Origin of the sequence: Kocuria rhizosphaericola (assembly GCF_044462205.1) — a bacterium.
Classification (GTDB): Bacteria; Actinomycetota; Actinomycetes; order Actinomycetales; family Micrococcaceae; genus Kocuria; species Kocuria rhizosphaericola.
The window spans coordinates 1-17,243 of record NZ_JBISWK010000032.1; the positions used below are offsets into that span (position 1 = coordinate 1).

Below are 17,243 nucleotides of genomic sequence, written 5' to 3' on the forward strand. Positions count from 1 at the left end.
TCCATCTCGCCGTGGTCCATCTCGCCGTGGTCCATCTCGCCGTGGTCCATCTCGCCGTGGTCCATCTCGCCGTGGTCCATCTCGCCGTGGTCCATGCCCCCGTGACCCCCATGATCCGGCTCTTCAGGGAGCTCGGGCTCCTGGGCCCGCTCCTGGGCGTCCGTCCGGTGGTGCGGGGTGTCGAGAAGGAGGGCCGCGGCGTCGTCGAGGGCGGAACCCACCGCTCCGGGCGAGGTGATGTCGGCACGGACGCGGGGCCCGGGCATCTGCTCCCAGAGGCGGTCCACCAGCTCCGAGAGCTCCGGGCCGGGCGCGCCGCACACCGCGAGCACGTCCGCATCGGCCGGTGTCCACGCCGGTCGCCACCCACGGCGGAGCAGCTGGTGCTCGAGCTCCATGCGGGTCGCCCAGTGCCCCGGGACCTCGACGACGAGGACCTGGGTGGCCCGGACCGCGAGCCGGGCGAGAGCATCGCTCAGGCCCATCGGAAGGCTCCCTCTCGCCAGGCCCAGGCCACGGCTACGAGCAGGGCCCCGAGGAACAGGAACATCTCCACCACCGCGGAGATCCCCTTCTCGATCACGACCACCGCCCACGGGTACATGAAGAGCATCTCGACGTCGAAGGCCAGGAAAATGATCGAGGCGAGGTACCAGCGCGCGTGGAACCGGGACAGCGCGTGCTCCTGGGGCACCCACCCGGACTGGGCGGGCAGAACCGTCAGCGGATCGGCCGTGATGACGGTCATGCGGTGCAGCGCGTAGAGCAGAACGACGACCGACATCGCCACCAGGGCCATGGCCACGATCCCGGAGTACACGACGGTCTCCTCCTCTCGCGCGGCCGGCACCTCGAAGGCTGTGACCGATCGTCGGGTCGGCACGGTGGCCGCCGCAACGACCGATGCGGCGGCCACCGGGCCGTCAGGTCAGTGCTCCGCCGGGCTCAGCCCAGCGCAGTGAGGAGGTCGGCGCAGGCCTGCTCGCAGCGGCGGCAGGCCTCGGCGCAGACCCGGCAGTGCTCGTGCATGCTCGCGTGCTGCTCGCACTCGTCGCCGCAGGCCTTGCACGCGGCCCGGCACGCCTCGAGCGCCGCGCGGGTCACCTCCACGTTGTTGCCGGTCTGGCGGGAGAGCACGTTGCCGGTGCTCGCGCAGACGTCGGCGCAGTCGAGGTTCTTGCGGATGCACGTGGTCAGATCCGCAACCTTGTCCTCGGCCAGGCAGGCGTCGGCGCAGGCGGTGCAGGTCTGGGCGCACTCGAAGCAGGCGGCGATGCACTCGGCCAGCTTCTGCCGGTCGATGTTCCCCAGGTCCTTCGGGTAGGTCTCGAGCATCGAGGTCACGTGGGTCATGGTCTCGCTCCTTCGTCCGTTCTTCCATGGGGTGGACCGGTCGGAGCCGGCCCGCCATGCAATCGACAGTAAACTGCTGGTTCGACGGAGTGAACCCCTGGTTCTTGTAGATTCCGTGAAGAAGTCCCCCAGGGGGAAGGACAGTTCTCCGCCTCCTCCCGGGCAGGCCCTCCACCATTTCCAGGAGTGAGCGGCATGTCACCGGGGCGCTGCCGCTGGAATTCCGCGTCCTCCTGCGGAGGATGGAGGGCGGGGCGATGAGCCGGGTCGCACCGGACGAACCTGCTGGTCACGCCGCGGTCGCTGCGTCCGTCGTCCGGCGGGCAGCGCAGGACCGGGGGAAGGCGAGAACCCTTCACATCAATGTATTGCTATGAATTGATGTTTTTGGTGAACTGGAACGGCAGGCTCTCCGGAGCACCCTGGGACTGAGGAGGCCGTCATGGCCGAACACGAGAAGCAGGCCGAGCACACCGTGCAGGACCACGCCCACGGTGAGGGCTGTGGGCACGAGGCCGTGCAGCACGACGACCACGTGGACTATCTGCACGACGGTCACAAGCACGCCCTGCACGAGGACCACTACGACGAGCACTGAGCCGCTCGATCCTGTTCGTACCGAGAAGCCTCTGCTCCGCGCAGGGGCTTCTCGTTCCTTTTCTTTCGCCTGATCGGGGGACGTGATGCTCGCCCAGCGTGCTGAGCTCGAGGCGGCGGCCCGCCTGTTCAGGGCCCTGGCCACTCCGTCCCGGCTGCAGCTGCTGTGCCTGCTCGCCGAGGGGCCTGCGACGGTCTCTCGGCTGGTGGACCTCTCCGGACTGTCGCAGCCCCTGGTGTCCCAGCATCTGCGCATCCTGCGCGAGACCGGACTGGTGACGCTGACCCGGGCCGGCCGCGAAGCGGTGCACGCGCTGGCCGACACCCACGTCTCCCACATCGTGGCCGACGCGATCGCCCACGCGGTGGAGCTTGAGGGCGCCCCGGCCGCTCCGGCCCACTGACCCGCCCTCCGGGCGGTGATGCGTCAGCGGGGGCGGCGGGAGACCGTGGGGGGCGGGCCGAATCCGCTCACGGCGTCCCTCAGGGACTCCGGTGCGCCGTGCTCGGGCTGGTGGATCCGCTGGGGCCCGCCGGAGGCGACCCAGCGGTTCAGGGCCTCCGCGCGGTCCGTGTCCTCGAGCCCACTCAGCCACACGGTGGGGCCCACCTGCCCGCTCGGCCCGTCCCGCCGCGCGACGGCGACCAGGGAGGCCATCTCGCACCGCCCCATGCACGGGGCGGTGATCAGGACGGCTCCGGACGTGCCCCTGACCACCTCCTGCAGTTGCTCCACCTGCTCGGCGGTCCCGGTCAGCCGGCGCAGGCCGGCGCACCGGTGACCCTGGCACACCGCGACCAGCGGACCGCTGGTGTCGGTGGTGTCGGTGGTGGCCCGGTTCGGAGCGCTCTTGCGGGTCATGGGGGTGCCTCCTGGGTCGATGGACGATGTCGTGGACCGGCGGGCCCCGCACGAGGCTTCCGCCGAATTGGTTCATGAGAATGAAACTCATTACCATGAGAGCCTGTTGAGGTGGATCATGGCAAGGGGTGAGCATGCGCGGTGCGACCGGAGTGGACGTGCGGGGTCTGGGTGTCTCCGTGGCAGGTCGGGCGTTGCTGCAGGGGGTGGCCCTCCGGGTGGCGCCCGGACGGCGGGTGGCCCTGCTCGGTGCCTCGGGGTCGGGGAAGTCCCTGACGGTGCTGGCCCTGCTGGGACTGCTCGGGCACCAGTTCGACGTGCAGGGCTCGCTGCGGGTCGCCGGCCGTGAACTGCCCTGGCGCCAGGCACCAGGGCGGCGCCCGGGGATGGCGGCGGTCTTCCAGGACTCCCAGGCCGCGCTGAACCCCGTGGTGCGGCTGGACCGGCAGCTCCTGCCCGCCGTGGCCCGTCGACGCCAGCTGGGGGCGGCGGCTGCCGGCCGGGTGGTGGAGGAGCTGCTCCGCGAGGTCGGCTTCGAGGACCCGGAGCGGATACTGCGCGCCCATCCCTCCCAGCTGTCGGGCGGGCAGCGCCAACGGGTGTGCCTGGCGCTCGCCATGGCCGCCGCTCCGGACCTGTTGGTGGCCGACGAGCCGACCACCGCCCTGGACATGGTCAGCCAGCGCCATGTCGTCGAGGCCCTGCGCCGGTGCACCGGCGAGGGCCGCGGCGGGCTGTTGTTCGTCACCCACGACCTGGCGGTCGCCGCTGACCTGTGCGACGACGTCGTCGTCCTGGAACGGGGACGGGTGGTCGAGGCCGGTCCGATCCAGCAGGTGGTCGGCTCGCCGCAGGCGCCGTTCACCGCGTCCCTGGTCGATGCCGCCCGCGCCGGCCTCCGGCCCGCCGCGGCCCCGCTGGGCGTGGCGTCGTGACCCTGCCGGCGGAACCCGCCACGCTGCGCGGTGCCGGACTCACCCGGACCTACGGAACCCGCTCCGGCGCCGTGGCCGCGGTGCGCGGGATCGACCTCGCGGTGCGCGAGGGGGAGGCGCTGGGACTGGTGGGCCCCTCCGGGTCGGGCAAGTCCACGCTGCTGTCCCTGCTGCTGGGCGTGGAGCGCCCGGACCGGGGCGCGGTCCTCTTCGACGGCGCGCCCCTGACCGGCCGGCAGCAGATCCGGCGAGTGCGGCAGGCCGTGCAGTACATCCCGCAGGACCCGGCATCCAGCCTGGACCCGCGGCGCAGCGTCGAACGCCAGCTGCGGGAGCCGCTGCGGCGCTTCCGCATCCCGGGCGACCACGCCTCCCTGGTCCTGGAGGCCCTGGAGAAGGTCGGACTCGGCGCCGACCACCTGGGCCGGCGCGCCCACGAGCTCTCCGGCGGCCAGGCCCAGCGCGTGGCGATCGCCCGGGCGCTGGTGACCAGGCCCCGTCTGCTGCTGGCCGACGAAGCGGTCAGCGGACTCGACCTGCCGCTGCGCCACCAGGTGCTGGAACTGCTGAAGGAGCAGCACGTCCGGGGAGGCCTGGGGCTGCTGTTCATCTCCCACGACCTCGCCGCGGTCCGCTTCCTGTGCGACCGCGCGCTGGTGCTGGACCACGGTCGGGTGGTGGAGGAGGGCCCCGCCGAGCGGCTGCTCGAGACCCCCCGCCACCCGACGACGCAGGAGCTGGTGGATGCTGTTCCGCGCCTGTCCGTGTGAGACCCGGACCCTGCTGGGCGCACCTTCAGCCGGCAGGGCATGTCCCCGCTCGGCGCGGTGCTCCCCCTCGCCCCGCAGCTGCCCGTCGCCGGTCCGCCCCCCGGACTCCCTCGTCACCCTCCACCGATCACCACACCGAAAGGGCCCTCTGATGCCCCCCTGCCCCTCCGCTCTCCGCCTCGCCCGCCGCGGCACCGTCACCGGCCTGGCCGCAGCCGGCCTGCTGCTGCTCACCGGCTGCTTCGCCGAGGGCTCCGGCACCTCCTCCGCCGAGGGAGCCGACGGCGCGACCGATGCCCGGATCCAGGCGGCCATGATGCAGCCGCCCCGGTCAGGACTGTCCCCGTTCAGCGACGACGCCTTCAAGCTCTCCCGCTGGTCGACCGGAGAGACCCTGATCCGCCTGGACGAGGCCGGTGATGCCCAGCCGATGCTGGCCACCGAGTGGGAGCAGGTCGACGAGACCACCTGGTCCTTCACCATCCGCGACGGCGTCACCTTCCACGACGGCACGGCCCTGACCGCCGAGAACGCCGCCGCGTCCCTCGCCCGGGCGGTGGCGGCCGAGCCGGCCCCGCGCATCCTCGACGGAGTGGAGATGGACGTGGCGGCCGAGGGCGACACCGTGCGGGTCACCACCGCCGAGGTCGACCCGCTGGTCCCGCAGCGGCTGTCCAGCCCGCAGCTGTCGATCCTGGCCCCGGCCGCCTACGAGGAGGCGGCCGTGTCCCCGGTGGGCCACGGCACCGGTCCTTTCGAGCTCACCTCCCTGGACGGCACCTCCGGGGCCACTCTGGAGCGCTACGAGGACTACTGGGGCGGGGCGGCCGCTGTCGCGGGCATCGACGTGTCCTTCGTGCCCGACGGCACCGCCCGGGCCGCCGCGCTGCGCACCGGGGAGGCCGACGTCGTCGAGTCCGTCCCGGTCGGACAGGCCGCCCAGGTCGACGAGGAACTGCTGACGGAGGTGCCGATGCCGCGCACCAACACGCTCTACCTCAACACCGAGGACGGCCCGTTCACCGACCCCGCCCTGCGCGCCGCCGCCCGCGAGGCCCTCGACCCGCAGAGCCTCGTGGACGGGGTCTACGAGGGCCGTGCCGACACGGCCGCCGGCCTGCTGGGCCCGGCGATCCCCTACGCCGCGGAGGGCCGGGACACCGACGCCTACCGCCGGCTGCTCGCCGACCGCGCCGCGGCCGGGGACCCCGCCGGGGAGAAGATCACCATCGGCACCTTCACCGACCGGGCCGAGCTGCCCGAGGTCGCCGTCCAGCTCCAGCAGCAGCTGGAGGCCGCCGGCTTCGAGGTGGAGCTCGACGTCCGCGAGTACCAGTACATCGAGGCCGACGCCCTCGAGGGCGACTTCGACGCCTTCATCCTCTCCCGGGCCACGGTGCTGGACTCCGGGGACCCGGTGGCCTACATGGTCAGTGACTTCGGCTGCGCGGGCTCGTTCAACCTCTCCCGGTTCTGCTCCGAGACCGTTGACGCCGCCCTGGCCGCGGCGGAGCAGGCCCCTCCCGGCGAGGAGCGACGCCAGGCGATCATGGCCGCCGAAGCGGCGATCCTGGCCGAGGACGCCGCCGTCCCGATGCTGCACGAGCGCGTCATCCAGGGCGAGCAGGACGGTGTGGAGGGCGCCGCCCGCGATCCGCGGGAACGCGAGCTGATCACCGCCGAGACCACCGTCGCCGAGTGAAGGGTCGAGTGACGGGCCGGGGAGGGGTGGCGGCCCTGATCTCGCGCGCCCTGGCGTTCACCGCCGTGGTCGTGCTCATCGGAGCCCTGCCGTGGCTGTCCGGCAACAGCCCCGAGTACACGGTCCTGCGCGCCCGCTACGCGGACCGGCCGGCCACCCCCGAGGTGCTGGCCCAGGTCCGCACCGAGCTCGGCCTGGACCGGGGTCCCGTCGCCGTCTTCGCCGACTGGGCGTCCGGGGTGCTCACCGGGGACTTCGGCACTTCCTGGATCAGCGGACGCCCGGTCCTGTCCGGTGTCCTGGACGCCCTGGGGGTGTCCCTGACCCTGATGGGCGCCGCCCTGGCCGTCGCCCTCCTCGTGGCCGCCCTGGTCTGCCTCCCCGTCGTCCTGCACGGGCTGGCCGGGCGCCCCTCCCGGGGGGCCGGCGCGGCCGCCGCCGCGCTGACCGCGCTGCCGGAGTTCCTGCTGGCGGCCGTGCTGCTGATCGTCGTGGCGGTCTGGTGGGGCTGGCTGCCCCCCTACGGGTGGCGCGGCCCCGAGCACCTGGTGCTGCCCGCGCTGGCGCTCGGGCTGCCCGCGGGCGGACTGATCGGACGCCTGCTCAGCACCGCGCTCGCCGGGGCCTTCACCGAGCGCTGGGTGCACACCTGGGCCGTGGCCGGGCACTCCCGGACCCGGATCACCGTCGCGGCCCTGCACCGGGCCCTGCCCGGGGTGATCGGGCAGATCGCGCTGGTCGTCGTCGGGCTCACGGGGGGAGCGGTGCCGGTCGAGGAGGTCTTCGCGATCCCCGGACTGGGCCGGACCCTGCTCGGGGCCGCCGCGTCCCAGGACATCCCCGTCCTGCAGGCCGGGGTCCTCCTGCTGCTCCTCCTGGCCGCACTCTGCGGGGTCCTGGCCGCCCTGGTCCGCCGGTCGCTGCTGGGGCCGGCTGCCCGGTCCGGTGACCTGCCCGTCCCCGGGCCGTCGCCGGGGCGGCGCCGGTCGTGGTGGGCGGTGCCGGCCGTCTCGGGCGCGGCGCTGCTCACCCTGATCGTGGCGGGACTGTTCCGCGATCCCCACACCTCCGCCCACGCCCGGCTCGAGGCGCCCTCCTGGGTGCTGCCGCTGGGGGCCGACGCCGCCGGCCGCGACGTGCTGGCCCGCGTGGGCCACGGGGCGCTGGACACCCTGGCCCTGGCCCTGGTCGTGGTCGCCGCGTGCCTGCTGCTCGGCCTGGCCGTCGGGATGACCGGGACGTGGTCCACCGGCCCGGTGGAGGTCACCAACGCGGCACCGCCGATCATCGCCGGCATCCTCGTCGTCGCGGTGGCCGGCCCCTCGGCGGCCGGGGCCGCCCTGGCCGTCGCCCTGGTGAGCTGGGCGCCCCTGGCCGCCCACACCGCCGCCCTCGTCGCCGAGGTCTCGGCCCGGCCCTACGTCCGGGTGCTGCCCCTGCTCGGCGTGGGCCGGGCCCGCATCCTGGCCGGGACCGTCCTGCCAGCCCTGCTGCCGGAGGTGACCCGGCACGCGGTCCTGCGCCTGCCCGGGACTGCCCTGGCCATCGCCGCGCTCGGCTTCCTGGGACTGGGGCAGCAACCGCCGGCCCCGGAGTGGGGGCTGCTCCTGGCCGAGGGCATCGGCTACGTCGAACGGGCCCCGTGGACCGTGCTCGGTCCCGCCGGGGCCCTGGTGCTCGCCTCCGTCCTGGCCGTCTCCCTCTCCAGCGCCGACGGAGCGCGGCGGCGGCCCCGTGCCCGGACGGGACCTCCCGCGGCGGTCCCCGTTCCCGGCCCCGGGTCGGAGCTCGTGGGATCCGCCGCGCCGGCGGGGCCGCTGCGAGGCTGAACCCGCCGGTACGGAGCGGAGCCCGTGCCCTCCGCACGGGCTCCGCACCGCCAGGGGGTGCACGCGTTCCGCCTCCCCGGAGGACGCACGGGTCCGCCTGGGGGACCCGGGTTCAGCCCTGGCGGGCCTTCCTGTGCGGATCCTCCCGGGCACAGCGGACGCTCCACCCGGTGCACCCCGGTGGTGAACGGAGAGGACTGCGCGCCCCGGGGCGGCTCCAGGCACCCGGGGGCCGCGCGGTGCAGGGCCTCGGCGGGGCGGTGCCGCCCCGGGCGGACCTCGGCGGCGTGCTCGACGACGTCCGCCTGCCGGACCGGCCACCGATCGTGTTCGGCCGTGCCCCGGCCGCGGTGGAGAACCGGATCGGAGCAGAATTGACCACGGTTCTCATTTTCTTGAGAATGGATCTCATGAAACTTCGATCCGCTCCGCCAGGGCCGTCACCGGTGGACAGTTCGGTGATCCGCACGGAAGACCTCTCCGTGGTCCTCGGCGCCGCTCCGGTGCTGCGCGGGGTGGACCTGGCCGTGGCCGACGGCGAGGCCGTGGCCCTGATGGGAGGCAACGGCTCCGGGAAGTCGACCCTCATCAAGTCCCTGCTCGGCATCGTGCCCATTGCTTCCGGCCACGCCCGGCTGTTCGGCGCCGACGTCACCGGCGCGCGCCGTGCCGTGCCGTGGTCGCGCATCGGGTACGTCCCCCAGCGCCTCGGCGTCGGCGCCGGGGTGCCGGCCACGGCGCTGGAGGTCGTCGCCTCGGGGATGACCGGACACCGGCGCCTGCGCCCGGGTGCCGGTGCCCGGCGCGCGTGCCTCGACGCCCTGGAGCAGGTCGGGCTGGCCGACCGGGCGCGCGAGAGCGTGGCGATCTTCTCCGGCGGCCAGCAGCAACGGGTGCTGATCGCCCGAGCGCTGGTGCGGCGGCCCCGACTGCTGCTGCTGGACGAGCCCCTGTCGGGGGTGGACCGGGTCTCCAAGGAGGCCGTGGCCCGCATCCTGGCGCAGCTCCAGGCCGACGGCACCACGCTCCTGGTCGTGCTCCACGAGCTCGGCGAGCTGGCCCCCCTGCTGGACCGCGCCGTGGTGCTGCGGCACGGACGCATCGTCCACGACGGCAGCCCCCCGCTGCCCGCGCCGGGGCACGACGCCCCGGATCACGAGCACCTGCACCCCCACGGGGACGAGCCCTCCGCCGTTCCGACGGCCCCCGATCTCCACGGAAAGCCGCAGTGACCATGATCGAGACCCTCGCCGCCATGCTGGCCAGTCCGCTGATGCAGCGCGGCCTGCTGATCGCCGCCCTGGTGGGCGTCTCCGCGCCGGTGATCGGGACCTACCTCGTCCAGCGGCGCCTGGCCCTGCTCGGGGACGGCATCGGCCACGTGGCCCTGACCGGGGTGGCCATGGGCTGGCTGGCCGGCTCCGCGGCCGGGCTCACCCCGCACGACGCCCTAGCCGTGCCCGGGGCGGTCATCGCGGCGATCATCGGCGCGGTGCTCATCGAGGTGATGCGCACCAAGGGGCGCACCAGCGGCGACGTCGCACTGGCCCTGCTGTTCTACGGTGGCATCGCCGGCGGAGTGCTGCTGATCGGGCTGGCCGGCGGCACCTCGGCGAACCTCACCGGCTACCTCTTCGGGTCCATCGCCACCGTCACCCCTCTCGACGTCTGGCTCACCGCCGGGCTGGCCGCGGTGGTCCTCGGTGTCGGGCTCGGGCTGCGCCCGGCCCTGTTCTCCCTGTGCCACGACGAGGAGTTCGCCCTCGCCACCGGGCTGCCGGTGCGGGCGCTGAACATCCTGGTGGCCGTGATGGCGGCCCTGACCGTGTCCGTGTCGATGCGCGTGGTCGGCGTCCTCCTCGTCTCGGCCGTGATGATCGTCCCGGTGGCCGTGGCCCAGCTGGTCACCCGCTCCTTCGCCGGGACCATGGGGGCGGCCATGGCTGTCGGGACCGGGGTCTGCGTGACCGGCCTGTCCATCACCTACTTCCACCCGCTGTCCCCGGGGGCGACCATCGTGGTGCTGGCCATCGCCTGCTACGTGCTGGCACTGATCGCCCGCCCCCTCCTGGGTGGCGCTCGGCGCCACGGCGGATCGCACGGCGTCGATCGTCTCCACGGCGTCGAGGACGACCTCCAGCTGCGAGGAGCATGACCATGTCCCGGATCACCCGGCAGCGCTCCGCCCTGAGCGAGCTGCTCGAGCGGACCCCTGAGTTCCGCTCCGCCCAGCAGCTCCACGCCATGCTGGAGGAGCAGGGGGAGTCCGTCTCCCTCGCCACCGTCTATCGGAATCTCAATGCCCTGGCCGAGGCCGGGGAGGTCGACGCCCTCGCCGCTCCGGGAGGGGAGACCCGGTACCGCCGGTGCCGGCGCACCGAGCACCACCATCACCTGGTGTGCCGTCGCTGCGGCCGCACGGTGGAGGTCGCCGAGACCTCGGTCGAGCGATGGGCCACCCAGACGGCCCGCCGGCACGGGTTCACGGAGGTCTCCCACGCGATCGAACTGCACGGGGTCTGCGCCTCCTGCCGGCAGGGCGGCACGTAGGCCCGCTGTCGCCCACCGCGGCAGAATTGACAACGGTTCTCACATGACCTGAGAATGATTCTCATGAATCTGTCTCGTGCTCTGCTCCTCCCCCTGTCCCTGTCCGCTCTCGCCCTGTCCTCCTGCGCGTCCTCCCCGGCCGAGCCGGACCCTGCCGCCACCGCCGGGGCCGGCTCGGGGGAGGCCCTGACCGTGCAGGCCTCCTTCTATCCCCTGCAGTACGTCACCGAACGTGTCGGTGGGGATCGCGTGCAGGTGGAGTCGCTGACCCCGGCCGGGGCGGAGCCGCACGACCTGGAGCTGTCACCGGCGGCGGTCGACGGACTGCGCACCGCGGACGCCGTGGTGTACCTCTCCGGGTTCCAGCCGGCGGTCGACGACGCCGTGGCCCAGGCGGCTCCCGAGAACGTCCTGGACGCGGTGCACGCCGGCGTCGAGGGGGAGGGGGCGCACTCGGCCGAGGAGCACGAGGCGGCCGAGGCGTCCCACAGCAAGGACGCCCACACCGAAGGGGCCGCCGAACCGGCCCCGGCGGAGGGGGCCGGGGAGGACGACCACGGCCACGACGGGGAGGACCCGCACTTCTGGCTGGACCCGGAGCGGCTCGCCGCGGTGGCCACGGAGGTCTCCCACGAGCTGGCCGAGGTCGACCCGGACAACGCCGCGGCCTACGAGTCGAACGCCGAGCAGCTGACCACGGAGCTGGCCGCCCTGGACGAGGAGTTCACCGAGGGGCTGGCCACGTGTGAGCGGCGCACCATCGTGGTCTCCCACGACGCCTACGGGTACCTGGCGGACAAGTACGACCTCGAGCAGGTGGCCGTGGCCGGGATCGATCCCGACACCGAGCCCTCCCCGGCCCGGCTGGCCGAGATCGGCGAGGTCGTCGAGGCCGAGGGTGTCACCACGGTGTTCTCGGAGTCCCTGGTCAACCCCAAGGTCGCCGAGACCCTGGCGGCCGAGCACGGGATCGAGACGGCCGTGCTGGACCCGGTGGAGATCCAGGTCGACGAGAGCGCCGACTACCAGCAGGTCATGCGCGGCAACCTCGAGGCGCTGCGCACCGCGCTGGACTGCGCATGAGGTGATGAAGCCGTCTCCGCCGGTCCTGCGGACGCACCACCTGGGGGTGGTCCTGGGGGGCGCGCCCGTGCTCCGGGACGTGAGTCTGGAGATCGCCGCCGGAGAGGTCGTGGCCGTGCTCGGGTCCAACGGTGCGGGCAAGTCCACGCTCGTCAGAGCCGCTGTCGGTCTGCTGACCCCCACCGCCGGAGAGGTGCGGCTCTACGGGGTCGATGTGACAGGGGCGGCCCGGGCCGTGCCGTGGCAGAGGGTCGGCTACGTCCCCCAGCGGGTCGGTGCCACCAGCGGTGTGCCGGCCACCGCGGCCGAGGTGGTGGCGTCCGGGCTGCTGCGCCGCCGTCGCCTGCGCCCGGGCCGTGACGCGCGTCGCCGGTGCCTGGAGGCCCTGGGCCAGGTCCGCCGCGGTGCACGGGCGCACGAGAGCGTGCAGGTCTTCTCCGGTGGCCAGCAGCAGCGGGTGCTCATCGCCCGGGCGCTGGTCCGCGAGCCGGACCTGCTGATCCTCGACGAGCCGCTGACGGGGATGGACCGGGACTCCCTGGAGGCTCTGGCCGCCACTCTCGCCGGGCTCCGACAGCGGGGGGTGACGGTGGTGGTGGTCCTGCACGAGCTGGGACCCCTGGCGCCGTTGATCACCCGCACCGTGGTGCTGCACGGCGGGCGGGTCGTCCATGATGGACCCGCCTCGCCCCGGCACTCGCGGGACGCCGACGTCCTCGATCCCCACCCGCACCCGGCCGTGCCCCTGTCCATCCCGACCGTTCCCGATCTGCAGAGGCAGTGGTGATGGCCGCTCTCGACTCCCTGGTCGCGATGCTGGCCAGCCCGCTGATGCAGCGGGGGCTCGTCGCGGCGCTGCTGATCGGGCTCACTGCTCCCGTGGTCGGCACCTACCTGGTCCAGCGCCGGATGGCCCTGCTGGGCGACGGGATCGGGCACATGGCCCTCACCGGGGTCGCCATGGGCTGGCTGGCCGGCTCCGCGACCGGGGTCAGCTCGAACGACCTCCTGGCCGTGCCCGGAGCGATCGTGGCCTCGCTGGCCGGGGCCGTGCTCGTGGACGCCGTCCGCACCCGGGGCAGGACCGCCGGGGACGTGGCGCTGGCCCTGCTCTTCTACGGCGGGATCGCCGGCGGGGTGCTGCTGATCGGGATCGCCGGAGGCACCTCGGCGAACCTCACCGGTTACCTCTTCGGCTCCATCGCCACCGTCACGCCCCTGGACGTCTGGCTCACCGTGGGGCTCGGAGCGCTGGTCCTGGCCGTGGGGCTCGGGCTGCGGTCGGCCCTGTTCGTCCTGTGCCACGACGAGGAGTACGCCGCCACCGCAGGACTGCCGGTGCGCGCCCTGAACCTGGCCGCGGCCGTGGTCGCCGCCCTGACCGTGTCGGTGTCCATGCTCGTGGTCGGAGTGCTGCTGGTCTCGGCGGTGATGATCGTGCCGGTCGCCACCGCCCAGCTGCTCACCCGATCCTCCGCCACCACCATGCACCTGGCCATGGGCATCGGGGCGACGGTGTGCGTGACCGGACTGGCCATCACCTGGTTCCACCCGCTCTCCCCGGGGGCGACCATCGTGGTGCCGGCCATCGGCCTCTACCTCCTCGTGGCTGTGGTCGCACCCGCGGTCCCACCCGTCCTGACCCGCCGGGCGGCCCCGGTGGAGACGGAGCCCGTGGCTGCCGCACAGGCGGCAGAGCCGGTGTGAGGTCCGGCGGGTCACCCGGCAGCGCGCGGAGACCCCGGAGCGGCCCGGTGGGCCGGTCATCCGGGCACTGCGCCGTGCCCGGCGTGTTCCTGCACCAGCAGGCCTCCGCCACGGCGGCCCCCGCCTCGGCTCCGGACCGGCACCCTGCACTGCTGCGGCGGGCCAGGAGGCCGGCGCAGCAGAGGACCCCACCTCTCCAGGACCCGGCCGGCGAAGACCTGCTACCGTATATGTGCAAGAAAGCGCACATGTGCACATGAGGAGCTCTCGTGCTGACCGTTCTGCGGAACCGGGTCTATCGCCGGCTGTTCACCGCTCAGGTGGTCGCCCTGCTCGGCACCGGGGTGCTGACCGTGGCGCTGGGTCTGCTGGCCTTCGACCTGGCCGGAGCGCGCGCCGGCGCAGTGCTGGGCACGGCGTTGATGATCAAGATGATCGCCTACGTGGGCGTGGCCCCGGTGGTCAACGCCGTGGTGGCCCGCCTGCCTGCGAAGCCGGTGCTGGGCGGGGCCGATGTCGTCCGGGCGACGATGGCACTGTGCCTGCCGGTGCTCACCGAGGCGTGGCAGGTCTACGCGGTGGTCTTCGTCCTGCAGGCGGCCTCGGCCACCTTCACGCCGGCGTTCCAGTCGGTGATCCCGGGGGTGCTGCCGCGAGAGCGCGACTACACACGGGCGTTGTCCCTGTCGCGTCTGGCCTACGACGTGGAGGCCCTGGTCAGCCCGGTCCTGGCGGCGGTGGCACTGAGCGTGCTCAGCTACCACGACCTGTTCCTGGGCACCGCGGCCGGGTTCGTGGCCTCTGCCGTGCTGGTCCTCGCCGCGGCGCTGCCGGCAGGAGCAGCTCGCTCCGGGGGCCACGGGTCCGTGTGGTACCGGACCGCTCTGGGAACCCGGATCTTCTGGGGCACGCCCCGGTTGCGCTCCTTGCTGGCCCTGGACCTCGTGGTGGCGGCCCCGACCGCCCTGGTGCTGGTGAACACGGTGGTCTACGTCCGCGAGGTGATGGGCCGCCCCGAGACGGACCTCGCGGTCGCCCTGGCTGCGTTCGGCATCGGGTCCATGGCGGTGGCGCTGTCCGCCCCTGCGGCGCTGGAGCAGTTCGGCAACCGGGTGGTGATGCTCTCCGGCGCCGGGATCATCCCTCCCGCACTGCTGGCCACCACGCTGCTGTCCTTCCGGGCCGGCACGGGCACCGGGTGGTGGGCGCTGCTGGGCGTGTGGGTGCTTCTGGGCGCGGCCACCTCGGCGGTGCTCACGCCCTCGGCCCGCCTGTTGCGGGACGCCTCGGACGAGACCACCCGGCCCTGCGTGTTCACCGCCCAGTTCTCGCTCTCCCACGCCTGCTTCGTGCTCACCTATCCGGTGGCCGGATGGATCGGTGCCTCCGCCGGGCTGGGCTGGTCGGCGGCGGTCCTGACGGCGATCGCCGTGGCCGGCGCCGGGGCCGCGATCGTCTCCTGGCCCGGCGACCCAGCGCGCACCAGCGCGGTGGGGGAGGATGGGAACCGTGAACACCGCGACTGAGACCACCACGGGCGACACCTCCCTGCGTCACGAGGTGGCCCCGGACCCGGAGCACCTGGCGGCCGCGAGCGCGACGCTGCGGATGCTGGCCGAGCCGACCCGCCTGCACCTGCTGTGGCTGCTCGCCCACGAACCGCGCAGCGTCACCGAGCTCACCCGGGCCACGGGGGCGCCGCGCACCGTGGTGAGTCAGCATCTGGCCAAGCTGCGGCTGTCCGGGATGGTCGAGACGCACAAGGCCGGCCGGCACGTGATCTACTCCGTGCCCGACGGGCACCTGGTCCGTCTGATCCGCGAGATCTTCAACCACGCCGACCACCGGATCACCGGCGAACCCGTCCACGACTGACCCGTGCCCAGCCGCCCGGTCCCGAGCGGGCGCCACGACGAAGGAGCCATCATGTCCTCACCTCCGACCGGCCGCGTCCTGGTGGTCGACGACGAGGTCGACCTGGCCCAGCTGGTGGCGGGCTATCTGAGCAAGGCGGGGCTGGAGGTCGCCGTGCGGCACGACGGCGCCGAGGCCGTGGCCGTGGTGCGGGACTTCGCCCCGGACGTGCTGGTGCTCGACCTGGGTCTGCCCGGGATCGACGGGATCGAGGTGTGCCGTCAGGTGCGGACCTTCTCGGACTGCCACGTGCTGATGCTCACCGCCCGGGACGACGAGGTCGACAAGATCGTGGGCCTGTCGGTGGGCGCTGACGACTACGTGACCAAGCCCTTCAGCCCGCGCGAGCTCGTGGCCCGGGTCCAGGCCATGCTGCGCCGGGCCCGCACGCAGCCCGGGTCCGCGCCTCCTGCAGGGCACAGGCTGGTGATCGGTGACCTGGTGGTGGACGAGGACTCCCGCCAGGTGCACCTGGCCGGGGAACCGGTGGTGCTGACCCGGATCGAGTTCGACCTGCTGGCCGCCCTGGCGGCCCGCCCGCAGCTGGTGCTCTCCCGCCGCCAGCTGGTGGAGATGGTCTGGGACACCGCCTGGACCGGTGACGCGCACCTGGTGGACGTGCACATCGGGCGGATCCGCAAGAAGCTCGGCGACGAGGCCGCCAGCCCGAGGTTCATCCACACCATCCGCGGCATCGGCTACCGGATGGGCACCGGGCGATGAGCACCACCGTCACCAGCCGCACCCGGCCCTGGGGGCCGCTGACCGTCCGGCTGATGCTCGCCCAGACCGCGGTGCTGCTGGTCGGTCTGGTGATCGTGGTCGTCGCCGCGGTGCTGATCGGGCCGACCATGTTCTACCACGAGCTCCTCGAGGCCGGTCACGCCGATGAGGCCACCGGTCTGGTGCACCTGGAGGACGCCTTCCGCTCGGTGAGCCTGACCGCCCTGGCCATCGGCGGGCTGCCGGCCCTCTACATCGCCGGGCTGCTCACCTACTACCTCTACCGCACCATCAGACGGTCCCTGGCCTCCTTCAGCACCGCCGCCCAGGAGGTGGCGTCGGGCAACTACGACGTGCGCGTCACCTCCGCGAAGCTGGGCCCGGAGTTCGACTCCCTGGCCGGTTCCTTCAACGAGATGGCGGCCAAGCTGGCCACCGTGGACACCACCCGCCGCCAGATGCTCGCCGATCTGGCGCACGAGATGCGCACCCCGCTGGCCAGTCTCAAAGGGCACCTGGAAGGCATCGAGGACGGGGTGGTCGAACTCGACGAGCACACCACCGGGATCCTCTACGCCCAGATCGCCCGCCTGGAGCGACTGGCCCGCGACATCCGGCAGCTCACGGCCGCAGAGGAGGGCACGACCCGCCTGCAGGTCACGCCCCAGGACCCCCAGCACCTGGCGGCCCAGGCGGTCGCGGCCATCGAGCCCGACGCCGTCGGCAAGGGCGTGTCGATCACCTCCGTGAGCACCGGCATGGAGGTCACCCCGCTGCCGCTGGACCCGGAGCGGATGGGCCAGGTGCTGAGCAACCTGCTGGAGAACGCCCTGCGGCACACCCCGCCCGGGGGCAGCATCACCGTGCACACCGATCACGCCCCGGAGACGGTCACCTACACCGTGACCGATTCCGGGGAGGGCATCAGCGGCGAGAACCTCCCGCACGTCTTCGAACGCTTCTACCGCGCCCACGTCGGCAGGGAGGCCCACCGCGGTGGCTCCGGACTGGGTCTGACCATCAGCAAGGCCCTGGTCGAGGCCCAGGGCGGGACCCTGGAGGTCACCAGCGACGGCCCTGGACGCGGGGCCAGCTTCCGGATCCACCTGCCCCGCCACCGGCCCACCGGCTGAGCCCCCTGACGGCACCTCTGCGGCCGGCGCGGGAACGACCGGGCGCGCCCGCCGCCACAGCCGATCAGCCGGGCGGTGGGCACGG

Annotated in this window: 19 protein-coding genes and 1 pseudogene; 16 read left to right on the forward strand and 4 right to left on the reverse strand. The window is 73.5% G+C overall.

What is annotated here, in order from left to right:
- From ACH9D2_RS02555 to ACH9D2_RS02565, 3 genes and pseudogenes are all read right to left on the reverse strand, one after another.
- Positions 1 to 485, reverse strand: a pseudogene (locus ACH9D2_RS02555) (hypothetical protein); the annotation flags it as partial.
- Positions 476 to 850, reverse strand: a complete 375-nt coding sequence (locus ACH9D2_RS02560) for an NADH-quinone oxidoreductase subunit A (protein ID WP_396361183.1) — start codon at positions 848 to 850, stop codon at positions 476 to 478. The gene ACH9D2_RS02560 and the pseudogene ACH9D2_RS02555, both read right to left, overlap by 10 nt.
- A gap of 95 nt (positions 851 to 945) precedes the next feature.
- Positions 946 to 1,353, reverse strand: coding sequence for a four-helix bundle copper-binding protein (locus ACH9D2_RS02565; protein ID WP_396361184.1), 408 nt, complete (start codon positions 1,351 to 1,353; stop codon positions 946 to 948).
- Between the two features lie 442 nt (positions 1,354 to 1,795).
- On the opposite strand from ACH9D2_RS02565, the gene ACH9D2_RS02570 reads away from it, so the two are divergent.
- Together ACH9D2_RS02570 and ACH9D2_RS02575 are read left to right on the forward strand one after the other, a co-directional pair.
- Positions 1,796 to 1,951 (forward strand): zinc transporter permease, encoded by a 156-nt coding sequence (locus ACH9D2_RS02570; protein ID WP_396361185.1) that lies wholly within the window; start codon positions 1,796 to 1,798, stop codon positions 1,949 to 1,951.
- A gap of 85 nt (positions 1,952 to 2,036) precedes the next feature.
- A complete protein-coding gene (locus tag ACH9D2_RS02575; RefSeq protein ID WP_396361186.1) occupies positions 2,037 to 2,354 on the forward strand; it encodes a metalloregulator ArsR/SmtB family transcription factor in 318 nt (105 codons plus the stop codon).
- Between the two features lie 23 nt (positions 2,355 to 2,377).
- Here the strand turns inward: ACH9D2_RS02575 and ACH9D2_RS02580 are convergent, their stop codons facing one another.
- Positions 2,378 to 2,812: a hypothetical protein gene (locus ACH9D2_RS02580; RefSeq protein ID WP_396361187.1), complete on the reverse strand. Its 435-nt coding sequence runs from the start codon at positions 2,810 to 2,812 to the stop codon at positions 2,378 to 2,380.
- A gap of 134 nt (positions 2,813 to 2,946) precedes the next feature.
- Here ACH9D2_RS02580 and ACH9D2_RS02585 point away from each other — a divergent pair, with 134 nt between their 5' ends.
- The 14 genes from ACH9D2_RS02585 to ACH9D2_RS02650 all read left to right on the forward strand — a co-directional run bounded on the left by ACH9D2_RS02585 (position 2,947) and on the right by ACH9D2_RS02650 (position 17,158).
- On the forward strand, positions 2,947 to 3,747 hold the full coding sequence (locus tag ACH9D2_RS02585; RefSeq protein WP_396361188.1) for an ATP-binding cassette domain-containing protein: 801 nt from the start codon (positions 2,947 to 2,949) through the stop codon (positions 3,745 to 3,747).
- A complete protein-coding gene (locus ACH9D2_RS02590) occupies positions 3,744 to 4,517 on the forward strand; it encodes an ATP-binding cassette domain-containing protein (protein WP_396361189.1) in 774 nt (257 codons plus the stop codon). The genes ACH9D2_RS02585 and ACH9D2_RS02590 overlap by 4 nt, the downstream gene beginning before the upstream one ends.
- Before the next feature lie 151 nt (positions 4,518 to 4,668).
- Positions 4,669 to 6,219, forward strand: a complete 1,551-nt coding sequence (locus ACH9D2_RS02595; protein ID WP_396361190.1) for an ABC transporter substrate-binding protein — start codon at positions 4,669 to 4,671, stop codon at positions 6,217 to 6,219.
- Between the two features lie 26 nt (positions 6,220 to 6,245).
- Complete coding sequence (locus ACH9D2_RS02600; RefSeq protein ID WP_396361191.1) at positions 6,246 to 8,048, forward strand: ABC transporter permease subunit; 1,803 nt, start codon at positions 6,246 to 6,248, stop codon at positions 8,046 to 8,048.
- Positions 8,049 to 8,506: 458 nt separating this feature from the next.
- A complete protein-coding gene (locus ACH9D2_RS02605) occupies positions 8,507 to 9,280 on the forward strand; it encodes an ATP-binding cassette domain-containing protein (protein ID WP_396361192.1) in 774 nt (257 codons plus the stop codon).
- Positions 9,277 to 10,203 carry a metal ABC transporter permease gene (locus tag ACH9D2_RS02610; RefSeq protein WP_449555783.1) on the forward strand — a complete coding sequence of 309 codons (927 nt, stop codon included), beginning with the start codon at positions 9,277 to 9,279 and terminating at the stop codon, positions 10,201 to 10,203. The genes ACH9D2_RS02605 and ACH9D2_RS02610 overlap by 4 nt, the downstream gene beginning before the upstream one ends.
- Positions 10,200 to 10,598: a Fur family transcriptional regulator gene (locus ACH9D2_RS02615; RefSeq protein WP_396361193.1), complete on the forward strand. Its 399-nt coding sequence runs from the start codon at positions 10,200 to 10,202 to the stop codon at positions 10,596 to 10,598. Before ACH9D2_RS02610 ends, ACH9D2_RS02615 begins: the two co-directional genes overlap by 4 nt.
- A gap of 63 nt (positions 10,599 to 10,661) precedes the next feature.
- Complete coding sequence (locus ACH9D2_RS02620; RefSeq protein WP_396361194.1) at positions 10,662 to 11,681, forward strand: metal ABC transporter substrate-binding protein; 1,020 nt, start codon at positions 10,662 to 10,664, stop codon at positions 11,679 to 11,681.
- A 4-nt stretch (positions 11,682 to 11,685) separates the two neighbouring features.
- Complete coding sequence (locus ACH9D2_RS02625; RefSeq protein ID WP_396361195.1) at positions 11,686 to 12,468, forward strand: ATP-binding cassette domain-containing protein; 783 nt, start codon at positions 11,686 to 11,688, stop codon at positions 12,466 to 12,468.
- On the forward strand, positions 12,468 to 13,388 hold the full coding sequence (locus ACH9D2_RS02630) for a metal ABC transporter permease (protein WP_396361196.1): 921 nt from the start codon (positions 12,468 to 12,470) through the stop codon (positions 13,386 to 13,388). The genes ACH9D2_RS02625 and ACH9D2_RS02630 overlap by 1 nt, the downstream gene beginning before the upstream one ends.
- Positions 13,389 to 13,657: 269 nt before the next feature.
- Positions 13,658 to 14,914 carry an MFS transporter gene (locus ACH9D2_RS02635; protein ID WP_396361197.1) on the forward strand — a complete coding sequence of 419 codons (1,257 nt, stop codon included), beginning with the start codon at positions 13,658 to 13,660 and terminating at the stop codon, positions 14,912 to 14,914.
- The gene (locus tag ACH9D2_RS02640) at positions 14,898 to 15,263 is read left to right on the forward strand and encodes an ArsR/SmtB family transcription factor (RefSeq protein ID WP_396361199.1); all 366 of its coding nucleotides are present in this window, start codon (positions 14,898 to 14,900) and stop codon (positions 15,261 to 15,263) included. Before ACH9D2_RS02635 ends, ACH9D2_RS02640 begins: the two co-directional genes overlap by 17 nt.
- Positions 15,264 to 15,314: 51 nt before the next feature.
- Positions 15,315 to 16,025, forward strand: coding sequence for a response regulator (locus ACH9D2_RS02645; protein WP_396361200.1), 711 nt, complete (start codon positions 15,315 to 15,317; stop codon positions 16,023 to 16,025).
- On the forward strand, positions 16,022 to 17,158 hold the full coding sequence (locus ACH9D2_RS02650) for an ATP-binding protein (RefSeq protein WP_396361201.1): 1,137 nt from the start codon (positions 16,022 to 16,024) through the stop codon (positions 17,156 to 17,158). Before ACH9D2_RS02645 ends, ACH9D2_RS02650 begins: the two co-directional genes overlap by 4 nt.
- Positions 17,159 to 17,243 lie beyond the last annotated feature (85 nt).

What these genes read in the sequence shown, in the direction of transcription:
- ACH9D2_RS02565 (WP_396361184.1), bottom strand. Translation starts at nt 1,353, where the DNA reads ATGACCCACGTGACCTCGATGCTCGAGACCTACCCGAAGGACCTGGGG.
- ACH9D2_RS02570 (WP_396361185.1), top strand. Translation starts at nt 1,796, where the DNA reads ATGGCCGAACACGAGAAGCAGGCCGAGCACACCGTGCAGGACCACGCC.
- ACH9D2_RS02575 (WP_396361186.1), top strand. Translation starts at nt 2,037, where the DNA reads ATGCTCGCCCAGCGTGCTGAGCTCGAGGCGGCGGCCCGCCTGTTCAGG.
- ACH9D2_RS02580 (WP_396361187.1), bottom strand. Translation starts at nt 2,812, where the DNA reads ATGACCCGCAAGAGCGCTCCGAACCGGGCCACCACCGACACCACCGAC.
- ACH9D2_RS02585 (WP_396361188.1), top strand. Translation starts at nt 2,947, where the DNA reads ATGCGCGGTGCGACCGGAGTGGACGTGCGGGGTCTGGGTGTCTCCGTG.
- ACH9D2_RS02595 (WP_396361190.1), top strand. Translation starts at nt 4,669, where the DNA reads ATGCCCCCCTGCCCCTCCGCTCTCCGCCTCGCCCGCCGCGGCACCGTC.
- ACH9D2_RS02615 (WP_396361193.1), top strand. Translation starts at nt 10,200, where the DNA reads ATGACCATGTCCCGGATCACCCGGCAGCGCTCCGCCCTGAGCGAGCTG.
- ACH9D2_RS02620 (WP_396361194.1), top strand. Translation starts at nt 10,662, where the DNA reads ATGAATCTGTCTCGTGCTCTGCTCCTCCCCCTGTCCCTGTCCGCTCTC.
- ACH9D2_RS02625 (WP_396361195.1), top strand. Translation starts at nt 11,686, where the DNA reads ATGAAGCCGTCTCCGCCGGTCCTGCGGACGCACCACCTGGGGGTGGTC.
- ACH9D2_RS02630 (WP_396361196.1), top strand. Translation starts at nt 12,468, where the DNA reads ATGGCCGCTCTCGACTCCCTGGTCGCGATGCTGGCCAGCCCGCTGATG.
- ACH9D2_RS02645 (WP_396361200.1), top strand. Translation starts at nt 15,315, where the DNA reads ATGTCCTCACCTCCGACCGGCCGCGTCCTGGTGGTCGACGACGAGGTC.
- ACH9D2_RS02650 (WP_396361201.1), top strand. Translation starts at nt 16,022, where the DNA reads ATGAGCACCACCGTCACCAGCCGCACCCGGCCCTGGGGGCCGCTGACC.